This window comes from Cellulomonas sp. P5_C5 (assembly GCF_054049655.1).
On sequence record NZ_JBFULY010000003.1, the window covers coordinates 175,240 to 192,754 of the forward strand.

Genomic DNA, 17,515 nt, shown 5'->3' on the forward strand with positions numbered 1-17,515 from the left:
ATCTTGCCTCGTGTCCCTGGGAACCTCCTGAACGCACGCCCGGGTCACCCGATCGGCCTGAGCTGGGGGCGACCCGCCGGTCGGCGGATTTCGTCGTGGGATTCTTTCCCGCGCACGACATCGGCACTAGCGTCCCCCTATGACCACCGTTTCCGATCCGGTCGTTCCGCTCGAGCAGCGCCGCGTCCTGCACACACCGATCCCGGGACCGCAGTCGGTCGCCCTCGGCGTCCGGCGCGCGGCGGCGGTCGCGGCCGGTGTCTCGTCGACGCTGCCGGTGTACGTGAGCCGGGCGGCGGGTGCCGTGATCGAGGACGTCGACGGGAACGTGCTGATCGACCTGGGCTCCGGCATCGCGGTCACGTCCGTCGGGGCGAGCGCACCGGAGGTCGCCGCGGCGGTCGCCGCCCAGGCGGCCGACTTCACGCACACCTGCTTCATGATCAGCCCGTACGAGGAGTACGTCGCCGTGTGCGAGGCGCTCGCGCGGATCACCCCCGGCACCCACGACAAGCGGTCGGTCCTGGTGAACTCGGGGGCGGAGGCCGTCGAGAACGCCGTGAAGGTCGCCCGTCGCGCCACGGGTCGGCCGGCGGTCCTGGTGCTCGACCACGCCTACCACGGGCGCACCAACCTCACGATGGCGATGACCGCCCGGGCCATGCCCTACAAGACGGGCTTCGGGCCGTTCGCCGGCGAGGTCTACCGCGTCCCGGCGTCCTACCCGCTGCGCGACCCCGCGGGGATGACCGGCAAGCAGGCCGCGCTGCGGGCCATCGGCGTGGCCGAGCGCCAGGTGGGCGCCGACCAGGTCGCCGCGCTCGTCGTCGAGCCGATCCTCGGCGAGGGCGGCTTCGTCGTCCCGGCGCCCGGCTTCCTGTCGACCCTGGCCGAGTGGGCGGCCGACCGCGGGATCGTGCTCGTCGCCGACGAGGTGCAGACCGGGTTCGCCCGGACCGGCGCGATGTTCGCCATGGAGCACGAGGGGGTCGTCCCCGACCTCGTCGCCATGGCCAAGGGCATCGCGGGCGGACTGCCGCTCGGGGCCGTCACCGGGCGGGCCGAGCTGCTCGACGCCGTGCACGCCGGCGGGCTCGGCGGCACGTTCGGCGGCAACCCGCTCGCGTGCGCGGCCGCCCTGGCGTCGCTCGAGATCTACGAGCGCGACGACCTCGCGGCCGCCGCGCGGGCGATCGAGGCGGCGGTCGTCCCCCGCCTGACGGCCCTCCGGGACGAGGTCCCGGCCCTGGCGGACGTGCGGGGACGCGGCGCGATGCTCGCGCTGGAGCTGGTCCGGCCCGGGACGCTCGAACCCGACAAGGCCGCCGCCCAGCGGGTCGCGGCCGCGTGCGCGGCGCAGGGCGTCCTGGTGCTCACGTGCGGCACGTGGGGGAACGTCCTGCGCCTCCTCCCGCCGCTCGTGATCGGGCACGACCTCCTCGACGAGGCCCTGACGGTGCTCGAGGACGCGCTCCGCTCGATCTAGGCGGGGTCGCGCTCCTCCAGGCCCCACGGCGAGCCGTAGCCCTCGGGCGTCGGCGCCGCCAGGAGCTCGAGGAACGGGACGGCGTCGAACGCCTCCGGGCCGAGCACCCCCGCCCCGGACCAGGTGCCGGCCGCCAGGAGCTCGAGCGCGACGACCGGGTTGACGGCGGTCTGCCACACGACGCACTGCGCGCCGTACTCGGCCATCGACCACGCGTTGTCGACGAGGTGGTACAGGTACACCTCGCGCGGGGAGCCGTCCACGCCCGTGCCCGTCACCAGCAGCCCGGCGCACGTGGACCCGGTCATGCGCGGGCCGATGGTCGCCGGGTCGGGCAGGGCCGCGGCGACCACGTCACGCGGGCTCACCTGCACGCCACGGACCGTCACCGGCTCCGTCCGGTCCAGGCCCAGACGGTGCAGGGTCCGCAGGACACCGATGAACTCCTCGCCCAGCCCGTACTTGAACGTCACCTTCCGGGCGTCGACCCAGCGGGGCATGAGGAGGACCTCCTCGTGCTCCACGTGCACGCACTCGACGTCCCCGATCGGGTCGGGGAACCGGAAGACCTCCGGCTCGTGGAACGGTGCGACAGTGAACCAGCCGTCCGCCAGGCCGGCGCCGGCCTCCGCGCGGTCCGCCGACCAGATCACCGGCGGGTTCAGGCACTCCTCGATCGTCGTCCAGATGGAGAACGACGGCGCGAAGATCGGCTCCCCGTCGTCGCCGACGACCTCGAGGTTGGCGCCGTCGCGCACGCCGAGCTCGTCGATCGCGGAGAACAGGTGGTCGGCGGCGTACCGGGCGAACACGTCGGACAGGCCCGGCTCCACCCCGATGCCCACCAGGGCCAGCTGCCCGTCCGCCTCCCACCCGGCGGCCTGCGCGAACTGCTCGTCGCCCAGCTTGACGCCCGGGAGCTCGTACGGCCGCTCCGGGTGCGCGTGGGACAGCGACATCGCCATGTCGAGGTAGTGCGCGCCGGCCGCCCGGACCCCCTCGAAGATCGGCAGCACGAACCGCGGGTCGACCGCGTTGAGCACGTGCGTCGCGCCGTGCTCGCGCACCAGCGCCTCCACGGCGGCCGCGCTCGAGGCGTCGACGGCCGCCGCGACGAACCGGCCGCCCACCACGTCGTGCGCGCTCGCCGCCTCGACGGTCCGCTGCGACCGGCCCAGGTCCACGTCGGCCACGACGAGCCGCTCGAAGAACCGCCGCCGCGCCGCGATCCGCGCGACCGCGTCGCCCACCCCACCGCTTCCGACCACCAGGATCCGCACGAGTGTCGCCTCCGAGCTCACTGTGTCGTTCGTCGTGCCCGGAGCCGCTTGCTCCGGGCGTGACCGAGCACCTGGACCAGCACCACGATGGCGAGGGCCAGGACGAACATGAACGAGCTGATCACGTTGGCCTGCGGCGGGATGCCCCGGGTGGCCGAGACGTACACGAACTTGGGGAACGTCGAGTAGGACCCCGACGTGAAGTTGGTGACGATGAAGTCGTCGAAGCTCAGGCTGAACGCGAGCAGCGCCGCCGCCGCGATGCCCGGCAGGAGGAGCGGGAACGTGACCCGCCAGAACGCCTGCCACGGAGAGGCGTACAGGTCGGCCGCCGCCTCCTCGATCGCCGGGTCCAGGCTGGCGACGCGCGCCTTGACGGTCACGACGACGAAGCTGATGCAGAACAGCACGTGCGCCGCGACGACGGTGCCGAAGCCGAGCGGGACGCGCAGGGTCAGGAACTGCGCGAGGAGCGCCGCGCCGAGCACGACCTCGGGCGTCGACATCGGCAGGAAGATCAGCAGGTTGGTCGGCGCGCGGCCGCGGAACCGGAACCGGACCAGCGCGATCGCCACCAGGGTGCCGAGCGCGGTCGCGATCAGGGTGGAGACGAGCCCGACCTGCAGGGAGTTGGCGAAGGACTCGCACACCTGGGGCACGCCGCACGGGTTCTGCCAGTTCTCCAGGGTGAACCCGCGCCACACGAGGTTGGTCTTGCCTGCGTCGTTGAACGAGAACAGCACCGTGTAGGCGACCGGCACGAGCAGGTAGACGAACGCGAGGGCGGCGAAGACCGGCACGATCAGCTCGCCAACCCGCCGACGTCGACGGCGCGGGGTGCGCGGCGGGTCCGACGCGGCCGTCGACTGCGCGGCCCGGTCGAGCACGGCTGTCACGGTGTCCACCCGTCCGCCGACGAGCGGGCGCTCACAGCAGCTCCTCCGTCCCCGACCGGCGCACGTACGCGCCGACGAGGAGCAGGATCGCCACCATGAGCAGGACCGACAGGGCGGCGGCCGTCGGGTAGTCGAGCACCTTGAAGAACCGGGCGTCGATGACCTGCCCGATCATGGTCGTGTTCGTGCTGTTCCCCAGCAGGGACGCGTTCACGTAGTCCCCCGCGGCCGGGATGAACACGAGGAGCGTCCCGGCGACCACCCCGGGCAGGGACAGCGGCCACGTGACCGTCCGGAACGTCGTGACCGGGGACGCGTACAGGTCCGCGCCGGCTTCCAGGAGCCGGGAGTCCAGCCGCTCCAGCGCCGCGAAGATGGGCAGCACCATGAAGGGCAGGAAGTTGTAGGTCAGGCCGCTGACCACGGCGAACGGGGTGGCGGTCAGCCGGGCGTCCGGCGGGAGCAGGTGCAGGGCGTGCAGGGCGGTCACGACGAACGCGTCGTCGGCAAGGATCTGCTTCCACGCGATGGTGCGCAGGATGAAGCTGGTGAAGAACGGTGCGACGACCAGCACGAGCAGCAGCCCCTGGAGCAGCTTGCGCCCCCGGGCGCGCACCGCGATGACGTACGCGATCGGGTAGCCGATCACCAGGGCGGCCACCGTGGCCACGAACGCGAACCAGAAGGAGCGCAGGAACGCCGGCCAGAACTGCGCGAGCGCGTCGGGGTAGTTCTGCCAGTGCAGGGCGGGCTGGTACTGCCCCACGTCCCCGCCGGGCACCGGCACGTACAGGGACGTCGCCAGCAGGGCGCCCACCGGCACGACGAAGAACAGGACCAGGTAGCCCAGCCCGGGACCGAGCAGCAGGAGGTGCGCGCGCTGGGCGCGACGGCGCGCAGGTGGGGCGGCCTCCCCCGCGACGCCGTGCCCGAGCGCGGCCGTGATGCTCACCGGCGCCTCACAGCTCGTCGTCGAGGTCGACGGTGCCGTCGTCGCGGGCCTGCGCGCCGTCCAGACCGAACGTGAAGTCGACCGACCAGGCCAGCCCCACGGACGTCCCGACCGGGACCGTGGCTCCACCGAGCAGGTTCTGCGCGAAGACGCCGAACGTCCCGAGCCCCGGGACCTCCACCTGGTACTGCGTGCTCACGCCCATGAACGAGACGTCGGTGACGATCCCGGGACCGAGCACGTTCTCGCCGTCGCCCGGCACCTGGTCCCCGACGAGGAGCCGCATCTTCTCCGGCCGCGCCCCGACGAGCACCGCACCGTCCTGTCGCACCGCACGCGCCGCCGGGACGAGCACCCTGGTCCCCCGCACGTCGACGCCGAGGAGGCCGCGCTTCAGGACCCGGTCGGTCACCGTGCCGGGCACGAGGTTCGACTGCCCGAGGAAGTTGGCGACGAACGCGGTCCGCGGCAGCTCGTAGAGGTCGGCGGGCGAGCCCAGCTGCTCGATCCTGCCGTGGTTCATGACCGCGACCGTGTCGGCCATCGTCATGGCCTCCTCCTGGTCGTGCGTCACGTGCACGAACGTCAGACCCACCTCGGTCTGGATGCGCTTGAGCTCGAGCTGCATCTGCCGGCGGAGCTTGAGGTCGAGCGCACCCAGGGGCTCGTCGAGGAGCAGCAGCGCCGGCCGGTTCACCAGCGCGCGGGCGAGCGCGACCCGCTGCTGCTGACCGCCGGAGAGCTGGGACGGCCGACGGCCGGCGAGGTGGCCCAGCTCGACCAGGTCGAGACCGTCCGCCACCCGCCGCGCGACGTCGCGAGCGCCCGAGCGCTTGAGGCCGAACGCCACGTTCTGGCCGACCGTGAGGTGCGGGAACAGCGCGTAGCTCTGGAACACGGTGTTCACCGGACGCTGGTGGGCGCGGGTCGCCGTGACGTCCTGACCACCGAGCGAGATGGTCCCCGCGGTCGGCTGCTCCAGGCCGGCGACCATCCGCAGGGTCGTCGTCTTGCCGCACCCGGACGGGCCCAGGAGCGCGAAGAACGATCCCGTGGGGATCGCCAGCGAGAGGTCGTCCACCGCGACGAACTGCCCGAACGCCTTCGTCACGCGCTCGAGCTCGAGCGCGGTACCCGTCGCGCCCGGTCGGGCGGTCGGAGACGCGTTCGCCGCGGTGGCGCTCGTCATGCGCCGATGACGGTGAGGAACTCGCCGTTGTAGCGCGCCTCCTGGTCGGGCGTGAGCGTCCGGAAGACGCTCACGTTGGACAGGATCTCGGGCGTCGGGAAGATCATCGGGTTCTCGGCGAGCGCCGGGTCGATCGCCATCATCGCCTCCTGGGCGCCCTGCACCGGGGTGATGTAGTTGACCCAGGCGGCCACCTGCGCGGCGACCTCGGGGTCGTAGTAGAAGTTCATGAGCTCCTCGGCGTTCCGCAGGTACGGGGAACCGACGGGCACCAGCATGTTGTCGCTCCAGAGCGTCCCGCCGGCCTCCGGGATGGCGAACTCGAACTTGCCGTCGGCCTCGTAGTTGAGGGACGTGATGTCCCCCGACCAGCCGATGACCGCGATCGCGTCGCCGGAGTTCAGGTCCTCCGTGTAGGAGTTGCCGCGGACCCCGCGGATGTGACCGGAGTCGATCTTGCTCTTCAGCACGTCCAGCGCGTCGTAGAAGTCGTCGTCGCTCCAGTTGCTCGACGGGTCGACGCCCTGGTCGAGCATGATCAGCCCGATCGTGTCGCGCATCTCGGAGAGCACCTCGACGCGGCCGGCCAGCTCCGGCGCCCACAGGTCCGAGAGCGTGTGCAGGCCGTCGGGGACCTTCTCCCGGTTCCAGGCCAGTCCCGCGAAGCCGGACTGCCACGTCAGGGAGTGCGTGCGCCCGTAGTCGAAGTCCACGTGCTGCAGGCCGGGCAGGATGTTCTCGGCGTTCGGCATGCGCGACTTGTGCAGCTTCTGGGCGTAGCCGAGGCGGATCAGCCGCGCGGCCATCCAGTCGGTCAGCGTGACGATGTCGTAGCCGATGTCCTGGCCGTTCTTCAGCTGGCCGGAGACCTTGCCGTAGAACGTGTCGTTGTCGTCGATGTCCTCGGCGTAGGTGGCCGTGATGCCCGACTCGTCCTGGAACGCCTCCAGCGACGGGTAGCTGGTCCCCTCGTCGTCCTGGTCGAGGTACTGCGTCCAGTTGGCCCAGCGCACGAGCTTCTTGCTGCTGGAGAGGTCGTCCGCGGGCGCCGGCACGGCCGACGGTGCACCGGTGCCGCACGCGGCGAGCAGCGCCCCGACCCCGGCGGTGCCGAGGGCCCCCGCGAGGAACGAGCGGCGCGACAGAGATCCTCGCTGAGAGGCTTGGGCGACGAGCGCGCGGACCCGCGGGTCCGCGGGGAGTGGGCGACGATGGGGGCTCATGGGGCTCCTAGGGTGCCGATAGGCGCCACCATGCACGGCGGCGCCCGTGGATCTTCGCAAACGGAGGGCGCTCCGGCAAGGAATCCGTCGAATCCGCACCCGTGCGCAACGAAAATGCCGCGCCCACGGCCAAGGGGCTCCCGGATCCGTCGCCTCACGCGTCGAACGCAGACATCACGTGCTTGATCCGGGTGTAGTCCTCGAAGCCGTACATCGACAGGTCCTTGCCGTATCCCGAGTGCTTGAAGCCGCCGTGCGGCATCTCCGCGACGAACGGGATGTGGGTGTTGATCCAGACGACGCCGAAGTCCAGGGCGCGAGACACCCGCAGCGCCCGGCCGTGGTTCTGCGTCCACACCGAGCTGGACAGCCCGTAGCGCACGCCGTTGGCCAGGGTGATCGCCTCGTCCTCGTCGGTGAACGTCTGCACCGTGATGACCGGACCGAAGATCTCGTCCTGGACGGCCTCGTCGTCCTGCTTCAGCCCTGCCACGACGGTCGCCTCGACGAAGTAGCCGACGTCCCCGACGCGGTGCCCACCGGCAAGGATCGACGCGTGGTCGGGGAGCCGATCGAGGAAGCCGGTGACCCGCTCCAGCTGCAGCGCGTTGTTCACCGGACCGAACGCGACGTCCGGGTCGCTCGGCACACCCGTGCGCTGGCCCTTGGCCGCCTCGGCGAGCGCTGCGACGAAGTCGTCGTGCACGCTCGCGTGCACGAGCACGCGGGTGGCCGCCGTGCAGTCCTGCCCGGCGTTGTAGTACCCGGCGCCCGCGATGCCCTCGGCGGCGGCGGCCACGTCCGCGTCGGCGAACACGATCACCGGGGCCTTGCCGCCGAGCTCCAGGTGGACGCGCTTGACGTTGGCCGCGGCGGCGGCGGCCACCTGCGAGCCCGCGCGGACCGACCCGGTGATGGCCACCATGTCGGGGCGCTGGTGGGAGACGAGGGCGCGGCCCGTGTCGCGGTCGCCGCAGACGACGTTCAGCACCCCGGGCGGGAGCACCTCGTTCGCCACCTGGCCGAGCAGCAGCGTCGAGGCCGGCGTCGTGTCGGACGGCTTGAGGACGATCGTGTTGCCGGCCGCGAGCGCCGGGGCGATCTTCCAGATCGCCATCATCAGCGGGTAGTTCCAGGGGGTCACCTGGCCGACCACCCCGACCGGCTCGCGCCGCACCCAGGAGGTGTGCCCCGCCATGTACTCCCCCGCGCTGAGCCCGTCGAGCACGCGGGCGGCGCCGGCGAAGAACCGCAGCTGGTCGACGCAGGGCGGCACCTCGTCCGTGGCGGTCAGGTGCAGCGGCTTGCCGGTGTTGCGGGACTCGACGGCCACGAACTCGTCGGCCCGCTGCTCGACCGCGTCGGCCAGGCGCAGGAGTGCGAGCTGGCGCTCGGCCGGCGTCGTGCGGCCCCAGGTGGTGAACGCCTCCGAGGCCGCGTCGTAGGCCGCGTCGACGTCCTGCGTCCCGGACAGGGGTGCACGGGCGTACTCCTGGCCCGTCGAGGGGTCGATCACCGAGGTCGTGCGACCGTCCACGGCGGGCCGCTGGGCGCCCCCGATCACGTTGCGCAGCTCGATCAGGTCGGCGGACTGGCTCACGGTGCTCTCCTCACGGTCGGTGCGCCGCACGCTACGCCGCAACACCTCCGCGCGGCAGCCCCGGAGGGCCCATTCGGCTGATCGGGCGGCCGCGGACGCCGGAATCAGAAGTTCTCACGACCTCTCACGACGAAATCCTTCGCCCCGAGCGCGCGTGCACCTTGCGTTGCGGCTCGCCGCGCACCACCATCGGCAAGTGGGCACACGCAGACCAGCGCCGGGGCACCCGGCACTCGACGACGTCTCGAAGGCGATCGTCGAGCAGCTCCAGGAGGACGGTCGGCGGCCGTACGCCACGATCGGCAAGGCGATCGGGCTCTCCGAGGCCGCGGTGCGCCAGCGCGTCCAGCGCCTCACCGACTCCGGCGTCATGCAGATCGTCGCGGTGACCGACCCGCTGCAGGTGGGCTTCTCGCGGCAGGCGATGATCGGCCTGCGGTGCGAGGGCGACCTGTCGCTCGTCGCCGACGCGCTCGCCGCGATGACCGAGGTCGACTACGTCGTGATCACCGCCGGCGGCTTCGACCTGCTGTGCGAGGTCGTCTGCGAGGACGACGACCACCTGCTCGAGGTGCTCAACCAGAAGATCCGCACGCTCCCCGGGGTGCGGACCACCGAGACGTTCGTCTACCTGAAGCTGCGCAAGCAGCTCTACAACTGGGGGACACGATGAGCCGGACACCGGCGGGGACCGACCGCTCCGACGCCGCCAGAGCGCACCTCTGGGGGCACTTCACGCGGCAGAGCGCCTGGGACGCCGGCGTCCCGACGATCGTGCGCGGCGAGGGTCACCACATCTGGGACGACCAGGGCCGCCAGTACATCGACGGCCTGTCCGGGCTGTTCGTGGTGCAGGCCGGGCACGGCCGCGCGGAGCTGGCCGAGGCGGGACGCGTGCAGGCCGAGAAGCTCGCGTTCTTCCCGCTGTGGTCCTACGCGCACCCGCAGGCGATCGACCTGGCGGAGCGCCTCGCGGCCCACGCCCCGGGCGACCTGAACCACGTCTTCTTCACCACCGGCGGCGGCGAGGCCGTGGAGACCGCCTGGAAGCTGGCGAAGAACTACTTCAAGCTCACCGGCAAGCCGAACAAGTACAAGGTGATCTCGCGGTCGATCGCGTACCACGGCACCACGCACGGGGCGCTCTCGATCACGGGTCTGCCGACGCTCAAGGCACAGTTCGAGCCCTTGGTGCCCGGCGCGCACAAGGTGCCGAACACCAACGAGTACCGCGCGCCGGACCACCTGCGCGACGACCCCAAGGCGTTCGGGCGGTGGGCGGCGGACCGCATCGGCGACGCGATCGAGATGGAGGGGCCGGACACCGTCGCGGCGGTGTTCCTCGAGCCCGTGCAGAACGCCGGTGGCTGCTTCCCGCCACCTCCGGGGTACTTCGAGCGGGTCCGCGAGATCTGCGACCAGTACGACGTGCTGCTGGTCTCCGACGAGGTGATCTGCGCGTTCGGCCGGATCGGGTCGATCTTCGCGTGCGACGACTTCGGCTACGTGCCGGACATGATCACGTGCGCGAAGGGCATGACCTCGGGGTACTCCCCCATCGGCGCCCTGATCGCCTCCGACCGGCTGTACGAGCCGTTCGCGACGGGCAACGCGTCGTTCGCGCACGGCTACACGTTCGGCGGGCACCCGGTGTCCGCGGCCGTCGCCAACGCGAACCTCGACCTGTTCGAGCGGGAGGGCATCACCACGCACGTCAAGGAGTCGGCCCCCGCGTTCCGGCGCACCCTCGAGAGCCTGCTCGACCTGCCGATCGTCGGCGACGTGCGCGGCGAGGGGTTCTTCTACGGGATCGAGCTGGTCAAGGACAAGGCCACGCGGGAGACGTTCGACGACGACGAGAGCGAACGCCTCCTGCGCGGCTTCCTGTCGGGTGCCCTGTTCGACGCCGGCCTGTACTGCCGCGCCGACGACCGCGGCGACCCGGTGATCCAGCTCGCCCCGCCGCTCACGTGCGGGCAGGCCGAGTTCGACGAGATCACGGGCATCCTGCGCGGCGTGCTCACCGACGCCTGGGCGCGTCTGTGACGGGACGGTCGCTCTGGTCCGAGCAGGTCGAGGAGCGCGCCCCGCACGACCCGCTCGACGGCGACGCCCAGGCGGACGTCGTCATCGTCGGGGCCGGGCTGACCGGCCTCTGGACCGCGTACTACCTGCTCGAGGCCGACCCGTCGCTCGACGTGCTCCTGGTCGAGGCACAGGTCGCCGGCTTCGGGGCCAGCGGACGCAACGGCGGCTGGTGCTCGGCCCTCCTGCCGGTCTCGGCCGACGAGCTGGCCCGGCTGCACGGGCACGACGCCGCGACCGCCATGCGGGCCGCGATGCGGGACACGGTCGTCGAGGTCGGTGGGGTCGCCGCCGCAGAGCTGATCGACTGCGGGTTCGCCTTCGGCGGCACGGTCACCGTCGCCCGCAACCGCCCCCAGCTGGAGCGGGTGGCCGACGCCGTCGCCGCCGACGCCCGGTGGGGCGACGAGTCGCACCTGCTCGACGCCGACGGCGTGGCGGAGCACGTCCGCGCGGCCGGCGTCGTCGGTGGCTCGTTCACGCCGGACTGCGCCCGGGTGCACCCGGCCCGGCTGGTCCGCGGGCTGCTGGACGTCGTGCTGTCCCGGGGCGCCCGGCTCGTCGAGGGGACCCGCGCGCTGCGCCTCTCGCCCCGTGCGGTCGTCACCGACCACGGCATCGTCCGCGCCCGCTGGGTGGTCCGCGCGACCGAGGCCTGGAGCGCGCACCTGCCCGGCTCGCACCGCGACGTCGCCCCCGTGTACTCGCACATGATCGCGACCGAGCCGCTGCCGCCGGAGGTCTGGGCGCAGATCGGGCTGGACCGCGCCCAGACGTTCACGGACGCGCGGCACCTCGTCGTCTACGGCCAGCGGACCACCGACGACCGCCTCGCGTTCGGCGGGCGAGGTGCCCCGTACCACCTGGGCTCCGCCATCCGGTCCGCGTACGACCAGGTGGACTCGACCGCCGCACACCTCGAGCGCGAGCTCGTCGACCTGTTCCCGGTGCTCGAGCGGGCCGAGATCACCCACCACTGGGGCGGCCCGCTGGGCGTGCCGCGCGACTGGCACCCGTCGGTCGGCCTCGACCCCGAGACCGGGATCGCGTGGGCGGGCGGGTACGTCGGAGACGGCGTCGCGCTCACCAACCTCGCGGGTCGGACCCTCGCAGACCTGCTCACAGGGGCGGACAGCGCCCTGGTCCGGCTGCCGTGGGTGGACCACCGCTCCCCCGCCTGGGAGCCGGAGCCGATCCGGTGGGCCGGCATCACGGCGACCCGGCGGGCGACCGCGTGGGCCGACCGCACCGAGGCCCGGACCGGTCACCCCAGCCGCATGGGCGGGCTGCTGAGCCAGGTGCTCGGCCACTGAGCCCTCAGGCGCGCGCGAGGATCTCCTGCGCACGCGCCCGCGCCCAGACCTCGGAGGCCAGGACGGCGTCGAGGCTCAGGTTCTCCGGTGTCGTGCCGTCGTGCTCGCCCAGCACCCGCTCGACCGTGGTCACGATGTCGAGGAACCCGATCCTGCCCGTCAGGAACGCCTCGACGCACTCCTCGTTCGCCGCGTTGTAGACCGCCGGATGCGTCGCGGAGGTCGCGACCGCCTCGCGCGCCAGCCGGACGGCCGCGAAGACGTCCTCGTCCAGGGGCTCGAACGTCCACGCCGTGGCCTGCGTCCAGTCGCACGGCGGCGCGACCTGCGGCACCCGGTCCGGCCAGGACAGCCCGAGCGCGATCGGCAGCCGCATGTCCGGGGGCGACGCCTGCGCGAGCGTCGAGCCGTCGACGAACTCGACCATCGAGTGCACCACCGACTGCGGGTGCACCACCACCGTGATGTCCGCGACGGGCACGTCGAACAGCAGGTGCGCCTCGATGAGCTCCAGCCCCTTGTTCATGAGCGTCGAGGAGTTGATCGTCACGACCGGGCCCATCGACCAGGTCGGGTGCGCGAGCGCCTGCTGCGGGGTGACCGTCTTGACGTCGTCGTGGGACCAGCCACGGAACGGCCCGCCGGACGCGGTGAGGATCAGCCGCCGGACCTCGGGGTGGGTGCCGCCGCGCAGCGCCTGCGCGATGGCCGAGTGCTCGGAGTCGACGGGCACGATCTGGTCGGGGCGCTGCCGTGCGGCGTGCACCAGCCGGCCGCCGACGACGAGCGACTCCTTGTTGGCCAGCGCGAGCGTGCTGCCCGCCCGCAGCGCGGCGAGCGTCGGCCCGAGCCCGACGGAGCCCGTGACCCCGTTCAGCACCACGTCGGCACCGCGGCCGGCCAGCTCCGTGGACGCCTGCGGCCCGACCAGGACCTCGACCCCCGGGAGCGCCTCCCGCAGCGGCGCCCCGGCGCGCGGGTCGGCGACGGCCACCGTCGACACCCCGAGCTCCCGGGCCTGCCGGGCCAGCAGGTCGACGTCCCCACCGCCCGCGGACAGACCCGTCACCGTGAACCGGTCGGGGTTGCGGGTGATCACGTCGACGGCCTGCGTGCCGATGGACCCGGTGGACCCGAGGAGGACGACGCTGCGCTGTGTCACGCTGCCCATCTTCGTGCATCGCCCGTGGCAGGATCGCCGCATGTCCGCTCCTGCGACGCCCCAGGGGTCCTCGACGCGCCTGCTCGTGCTCGGCTGCGTGCGGATCTTCCAGCCCGTGTACGGCTACTTCCTGCGCCGTGAGCTGGTGAGCTGGGAGGTCGACCAGTGGGCGCACGTGCACCCGGGGTCGATCTACAACGCGCTGAAGTCCCTGACCCGCTCGGGCCTGCTGGAGGAGGTCGGCGTGGCGAGCACCGGTCCCCGACCCCCACGGACCACCTATCGGCTGACCGACGCCGGCGAGGACGAGTTCCTCGCGCTGCTGCGCACCGGGCTGCTCTCCGTGGACGACGCCACGTTCTTCCTCACCGCCGTGAACATGTCGTTCGCGCTCCCCCGGTCCGAGGTCGTCCAGACGATCGAGACCCGCATCGAGCTGCTGGAGAGTCACCTCGCCGTGCTCGCGTCGCAGATCGAGCAGATCCTGGAGGCGAAGGACACCCCCGACACGGCGACGGAGGTCGCCCGGCTGATCAGCGCTCGCACGCGCGGCGAGCTCGAGTGGTCGCGCGAGTATCTCGACCGACTGGCGGGCGGCGCGTACGCGTTCCAGGGCGAGCCGCCGATGTGGAACCCGACAGCCGAGCAGCTCGAGGTCGCCCGCGCCGCGGGGGTCGGCCCGTGGGTCGTCACCGCCATGGCCGAGGAACACACGTAATAGTCAAGGTTGACGAGTAATAGTCCATCTTGAATACTGGGACCTTCACTCGAAGGAGACCCCGCATGATCCATGCCCGCGGCCTGGCCCGCACCTACAAGACCCGACGGGGAGACGTCGACGCCGTGCGCGGCGTCGACCTCGACGTCGAGGCCGGTGAGATCGTCGGCTTCCTCGGCCCCAACGGCGCCGGCAAGACGACCACCCTCCGGATGCTCACCACCCTCCTGCGCCCGACCCGCGGCGAGGCGACCGTCGCCGGCGCCGACCTGCGCCGGGACCCCGGCACCGTCCGCCGACGCATCGGCTACGTCGCCCAGTCCGGCTCCACCTCGGGCGAGGCACGCGCCGGCGAGGAGGTCGTCGACCACGCCCTGCTCTACGGCGTCGAGCGCTCGGTCGCCGTCGCACGCGGCCGCGACCTGTTCCAGCAGCTCGAGCTCGACGGCCTCTGGGACCGCAAGTGCTCGTCACTGTCCGGCGGCCAGCGCCGACGGCTCGACATCGTCACGGGCCTCATCCACACGCCGCGCCTGGTGTTCCTCGACGAGCCCACCACCGGTCTCGACCCGCAGGCGCGCGCCAACCTGTGGACCCACGTGCGCGGCCTTCGTGACGAGCGCGGCAGCACCGTCTTCCTGACCACCCACTACCTCGACGAGGCCGACGCCCTGTGCGACCGCATCCTCGTCATCGACCACGGGCAGATCGTCGCCCAGGGCTCGCCCGAGGAGCTCAAGCAGCGGGTCAGCGGCGACGCCGTCCTGCTCAGCGCGTCGCAGCCCGCGGACGTCGTCCGCATCGCCGCCATCGCCGCGCAGCTCCCCGGCGCCGACGTCCCGACGGTCGACGGCCTGCTGGTCGAGGTCCGCGTCCCGGCCGGCCGCACGCTGCTCGCCGGCCTGCTGCGCTCCCTGGACGCCGAGGGCATCGAGCTGGACGGTGTCGAGCTGCGCCGGCCCACGCTCGACGACGTCTTCCTCACCCTGACCGGCCGCTCCCTGCGCGACGGCGAGAGCCCGGCGCAGACCTCCGAAGGAGCCGCAGCATGACCACCATCACCTCCCCGCAGACGTTCACCGACGAGCGGACGGGCCGCGGCACCTTCGTCCGCGACACCCTCACCGTCTTCCGGCGCGCCATGCGGATCTCGCTGCGCAACCCGGTCTGGGCCGTCATGGGCCTGCTCCAGCCGGTGCTGTACCTCTCCCTGTTCGGTCCGCTGCTCGAGCCGCTCGCCCCGCAGCTGGGCGCGACGAACGCCTACCAGCTCTTCGTCCCGGGCCTGCTCGTGCAGCTCGGCATGTTCGGCGCGCTGTTCGTCGGCTTCGGGCTCATCGGCGAGTGGCGCGACGGGGTCATCGAGGCGGAACGCGTCAGTCCCGCGCCCCGGTCCGCCCTCGTGGTCGGTCGGGTGCTGCGCGACGTCATCGTCGTCGCCGTGCAGGGCGTGGTGCTGGTGTCCGTGGCGTTCCTGTTCGGGCTCGAGGCACCCTTCTGGGGCATCGTGCTCGGCATCATCACGGCCGCGCTGCTCGCCGCCGCGTTCGCCTCGGCGTCCTACGCCGTCGCGCTGACGCTCAAGAGCGAGGACGCCCTGGCGCCCCTGATGAACGGGGTCGCCCTGCCGCTGCTGCTGCTGTCCGGGATCCTGCTGCCCATCACCGCGGCGTCGGCGCCCGCGTGGCTCAACACGCTGTCCAACCTCAACCCCATCAAGCACGTCGTCTCGGGCATCCGCGCCCAGTTCGACGGCGACATCGGCAGCTCCGTCGCGCTGTGGGGCTCGGCGCTGACGATCGTGCTCGCGGCGGTCGGTCTCTGGTTCGGCACGCGCACCTTCAAGCGCGAGGACGGCTGAGCGAACAGACAGCGACGGCCGCGCTCCCCGGGAGGGAGCGCGGCCGTCGTGACGTCCGGACCTACTCGACGCCGAGGAGCACCTCGACCGCGCGGGACAGGAAGGCGTCGACCGGACCCTCCGCGTAGGCGTTGTGGCCCTTGCGGCGGCGGAACGTCGCGGATCGGACCTCGGCGGCCGACAGCGGGGTGCCCTTGTCGAAGTAGGCGACGAGGCGCTGGCACAGGTCGTCGACGTCGGCGGGCTCGTAGCCCTGCTGCCGACCCTCCGGAGGCGCGAACCGGTCGCCGTCAGGGCGGCCCAGCCGGCCGTAGAGCGTGCGGGCCTGCTCGCTCAGGTGGTCCATCCAGCCCTGCTGCCCCTGCGTCGCGACGAACTCCGACCGGGACCGGGCCACGAACGCGGCCTCCAGCCGGTCGAGAGCAGCGTCGACCGCGGCGGTCACGTAGCCGCCCCGCACCATGTCGAACGCCACGCTGCGCACGTCCTTGCTGGCCAGTGCCGAGGCCGGACCCTGCTCGTAGACAGCCCGTGCGTGGGCGAAGAAGTCGTCGACCTCGTCCGGGTCGTACCCCTGCTTCAGGCCCGAGACGGTCCGGAACATCCCGTCGCTCACTCGTCCTCCTCCGCTGCCAGCTGTCCGCAGGCGCCGTCGATCTCGCTGCCGCGGGTGTCCCGGATCGTCGTCGGGATCCCGTGCGCACGCAAGCGTGCCACGAACTCCTGCTCGACCCGGGGATCGCTCGCGGTCCACTTCGAGCCCGGCGTCGGGTTCAGCGGGATCGGGTTGCAGTGCACCCAGCCACGCCCGCGGGCGTTGAGCTTCTCGCCCAGCAGGTCCGCCCGCCACGCGTGGTCGTTGATGTCCCGGATGAGCGCGTACTCGATGGAGACCCGCCTGCCGGTGACCTCGAAGTAGCGGTGCGCGGAGTCCAGAGCCTCGTCGACGCTCCAGCGCGTGTTCACCGGCACCAGCTCGCTGCGCAGCTCGTCGTCCGGCGCGTGCAGCGACAGGGCGAGGGTCACCGGGATGCCCTCCTTGGCGAGGCGGTCCATCGCCGGCACCATGCCCACGGTCGAGACCGTGACGTTGCGCGCCGACATGCCGAGACCGTCAGGCGCCGGGGCCACCAGGCGCCGGACCGTCTCCATCACCGACTTGTAGTTGGCGAGCGGCTCTCCCATGCCCATGAACACCACGTTGCTCAGGCGCGTCGGGCCGCCCGGCACCTCACCGTCGGCCAGCGACCGGGCAGCCGCCCGGACCTGCTCGACGATCTCCGCCGTGGACAGGTTCCGGGTCAGACCGAGCTGCCCCGTCGCGCAGAACGAGCACGCGAGCCCGCAGCCCGCCTGGCTCGAGACGCAGAGCGTCGTGCGGTTGGCGTACCGCATGAGGACCGACTCGACCTTGGCGCCGTCGAACAGGTGCCACAGCGTCTTGACCGTCGTGCCCTTGTCCGCCGTCTGCGTGCGGTGCGCCGTGAGCAGCTGCGGGAACAGGCCCTCGACCAGCTTGTCGCGCGTCGCCTTCGGCAGGTCCGTCATCAGGGCCGGGTCGTTGGTCAGGTGCGTGAAGTAGTGCGTCGCCAGCTGCTTGGCGCGGAACGGCTTCTCACCGAGCTCGGTGACCGCCTCGATCCGCTGCTCGGGCGTGAGGTCGACGAAGTGCTTGGGCGGCTTGCCACGAGGTCCCCGGCTGGGCGAGGACAGGTCGAGGCGCACGGGTGTACCGGTCATGGCCAGGTAC

The 17,515-nt window shown here is 72.2% G+C and carries 16 protein-coding genes; 7 read left to right on the top strand and 9 right to left on the bottom strand.

The genetic code is table 11. The features are described 5' to 3' along the window. Positions 1-139 precede the first annotated feature (139 nt). The gene (gene gabT, locus ACXJKF_RS04215; protein WP_456786487.1) at positions 140-1,486 is read left to right on the top strand and encodes a 4-aminobutyrate--2-oxoglutarate transaminase; all 1,347 of its coding nucleotides are present in this window, start codon (positions 140-142) and stop codon (positions 1,484-1,486) included. On the opposite strand, the gene ACXJKF_RS04220 is transcribed toward gabT, so the two are convergent. The 6 genes from ACXJKF_RS04220 to ACXJKF_RS04245 all read right to left on the bottom strand — a co-directional run bounded on the left by ACXJKF_RS04220 (position 1,483) and on the right by ACXJKF_RS04245 (position 8,626). Continuing rightward, positions 1,483-2,766: a saccharopine dehydrogenase C-terminal domain-containing protein gene (locus ACXJKF_RS04220; protein ID WP_456786594.1), complete on the bottom strand. Its 1,284-nt coding sequence runs from the start codon at positions 2,764-2,766 to the stop codon at positions 1,483-1,485. The genes gabT and ACXJKF_RS04220 overlap by 4 nt on opposite strands. 17 nt (positions 2,767-2,783) lie before the next feature. After that, positions 2,784-3,572 (bottom strand): ABC transporter permease, encoded by a 789-nt coding sequence (locus tag ACXJKF_RS04225; RefSeq protein WP_456786595.1) that lies wholly within the window; start codon positions 3,570-3,572, stop codon positions 2,784-2,786. 121 nt (positions 3,573-3,693) lie between these two features. Continuing rightward, positions 3,694-4,614 carry an ABC transporter permease gene (locus ACXJKF_RS04230; protein ID WP_456786488.1) on the bottom strand — a complete coding sequence of 307 codons (921 nt, stop codon included), beginning with the start codon at positions 4,612-4,614 and terminating at the stop codon, positions 3,694-3,696. 7 nt (positions 4,615-4,621) lie between these two features. Next, the gene (locus tag ACXJKF_RS04235; protein ID WP_456786489.1) at positions 4,622-5,803 is read right to left on the bottom strand and encodes an ABC transporter ATP-binding protein; all 1,182 of its coding nucleotides are present in this window, start codon (positions 5,801-5,803) and stop codon (positions 4,622-4,624) included. Further along, positions 5,800-7,026 (bottom strand): ABC transporter substrate-binding protein, encoded by a 1,227-nt coding sequence (locus ACXJKF_RS04240; RefSeq protein ID WP_456786490.1) that lies wholly within the window; start codon positions 7,024-7,026, stop codon positions 5,800-5,802. The genes ACXJKF_RS04235 and ACXJKF_RS04240 overlap by 4 nt, the downstream gene beginning before the upstream one ends. 154 nt (positions 7,027-7,180) lie before the next feature. Next, a complete protein-coding gene (locus ACXJKF_RS04245) occupies positions 7,181-8,626 on the bottom strand; it encodes a gamma-aminobutyraldehyde dehydrogenase (RefSeq protein WP_456786491.1) in 1,446 nt (481 codons plus the stop codon). 196 nt (positions 8,627-8,822) lie between these two features. Between ACXJKF_RS04245 and ACXJKF_RS04250 the strand changes: the two genes are divergently transcribed. The 3 genes from ACXJKF_RS04250 to ACXJKF_RS04260 are packed head-to-tail and all read left to right on the top strand — an operon-like array spanning position 8,823 to position 12,024. Next, complete coding sequence (locus tag ACXJKF_RS04250; RefSeq protein ID WP_246123595.1) at positions 8,823-9,299, top strand: Lrp/AsnC family transcriptional regulator; 477 nt, start codon at positions 8,823-8,825, stop codon at positions 9,297-9,299. Beyond that, entirely contained in the window at positions 9,296-10,672 is a 1,377-nt protein-coding gene (locus ACXJKF_RS04255) for an aspartate aminotransferase family protein (RefSeq protein ID WP_456786492.1), read from the top strand. The genes ACXJKF_RS04250 and ACXJKF_RS04255 overlap by 4 nt, the downstream gene beginning before the upstream one ends. Beyond that, positions 10,669-12,024 carry an NAD(P)/FAD-dependent oxidoreductase gene (locus ACXJKF_RS04260; protein ID WP_456786493.1) on the top strand — a complete coding sequence of 452 codons (1,356 nt, stop codon included), beginning with the start codon at positions 10,669-10,671 and terminating at the stop codon, positions 12,022-12,024. Before ACXJKF_RS04255 ends, ACXJKF_RS04260 begins: the two co-directional genes overlap by 4 nt. A 4-nt stretch (positions 12,025-12,028) precedes the next feature. Here the strand turns inward: ACXJKF_RS04260 and dxr are convergent, their stop codons facing one another. Beyond that, on the bottom strand, positions 12,029-13,195 hold the full coding sequence (dxr, locus tag ACXJKF_RS04265; RefSeq protein WP_456786494.1) for a 1-deoxy-D-xylulose-5-phosphate reductoisomerase: 1,167 nt from the start codon (positions 13,193-13,195) through the stop codon (positions 12,029-12,031). A gap of 31 nt (positions 13,196-13,226) precedes the next feature. Between dxr and ACXJKF_RS04270 the strand changes: the two genes are divergently transcribed. The 3 genes from ACXJKF_RS04270 (at position 13,227) to ACXJKF_RS04280 (ending at position 15,765) form a co-directional block, all read left to right on the top strand. Then, the gene (locus ACXJKF_RS04270) at positions 13,227-13,904 is read left to right on the top strand and encodes a PadR family transcriptional regulator (protein ID WP_456786495.1); all 678 of its coding nucleotides are present in this window, start codon (positions 13,227-13,229) and stop codon (positions 13,902-13,904) included. Between the two features lie 65 nt (positions 13,905-13,969). Beyond that, a complete protein-coding gene (locus tag ACXJKF_RS04275; protein WP_456786496.1) occupies positions 13,970-14,956 on the top strand; it encodes an ATP-binding cassette domain-containing protein in 987 nt (328 codons plus the stop codon). Continuing rightward, on the top strand, positions 14,953-15,765 hold the full coding sequence (locus ACXJKF_RS04280) for an ABC transporter permease (RefSeq protein ID WP_456786497.1): 813 nt from the start codon (positions 14,953-14,955) through the stop codon (positions 15,763-15,765). Before ACXJKF_RS04275 ends, ACXJKF_RS04280 begins: the two co-directional genes overlap by 4 nt. A 61-nt stretch (positions 15,766-15,826) precedes the next feature. On the opposite strand, the gene ACXJKF_RS04285 is transcribed toward ACXJKF_RS04280, so the two are convergent. Then, positions 15,827-16,381: a DivIVA domain-containing protein gene (locus tag ACXJKF_RS04285; RefSeq protein WP_456786498.1), complete on the bottom strand. Its 555-nt coding sequence runs from the start codon at positions 16,379-16,381 to the stop codon at positions 15,827-15,829. Then, positions 16,378-17,505, bottom strand: coding sequence for a 23S rRNA (adenine(2503)-C(2))-methyltransferase RlmN (gene rlmN, locus ACXJKF_RS04290; RefSeq protein ID WP_307492893.1), 1,128 nt, complete (start codon positions 17,503-17,505; stop codon positions 16,378-16,380). Before rlmN ends, ACXJKF_RS04285 begins: the two co-directional genes overlap by 4 nt. Positions 17,506-17,515: the final 10 nt, after the last annotated feature.

Coding starts and splice junctions, on each gene's coding strand:
- ACXJKF_RS04280 (WP_456786497.1), top strand. CDS start 14,953: ATGACCACCATCACCTCCCCGCAGACGTTCACCGACGAGCGGACGGGC.
- ACXJKF_RS04275 (WP_456786496.1), top strand. CDS start 13,970: ATGATCCATGCCCGCGGCCTGGCCCGCACCTACAAGACCCGACGGGGA.
- rlmN (WP_307492893.1), bottom strand. CDS start 17,505: ATGACCGGTACACCCGTGCGCCTCGACCTGTCCTCGCCCAGCCGGGGA.
- dxr (WP_456786494.1), bottom strand. CDS start 13,195: ATGGGCAGCGTGACACAGCGCAGCGTCGTCCTCCTCGGGTCCACCGGG.
- ACXJKF_RS04240 (WP_456786490.1), bottom strand. CDS start 7,026: ATGAGCCCCCATCGTCGCCCACTCCCCGCGGACCCGCGGGTCCGCGCG.
- ACXJKF_RS04235 (WP_456786489.1), bottom strand. CDS start 5,803: ATGACGAGCGCCACCGCGGCGAACGCGTCTCCGACCGCCCGACCGGGC.
- ACXJKF_RS04255 (WP_456786492.1), top strand. CDS start 9,296: ATGAGCCGGACACCGGCGGGGACCGACCGCTCCGACGCCGCCAGAGCG.
- ACXJKF_RS04270 (WP_456786495.1), top strand. CDS start 13,227: ATGTCCGCTCCTGCGACGCCCCAGGGGTCCTCGACGCGCCTGCTCGTG.
- gabT (WP_456786487.1), top strand. CDS start 140: ATGACCACCGTTTCCGATCCGGTCGTTCCGCTCGAGCAGCGCCGCGTC.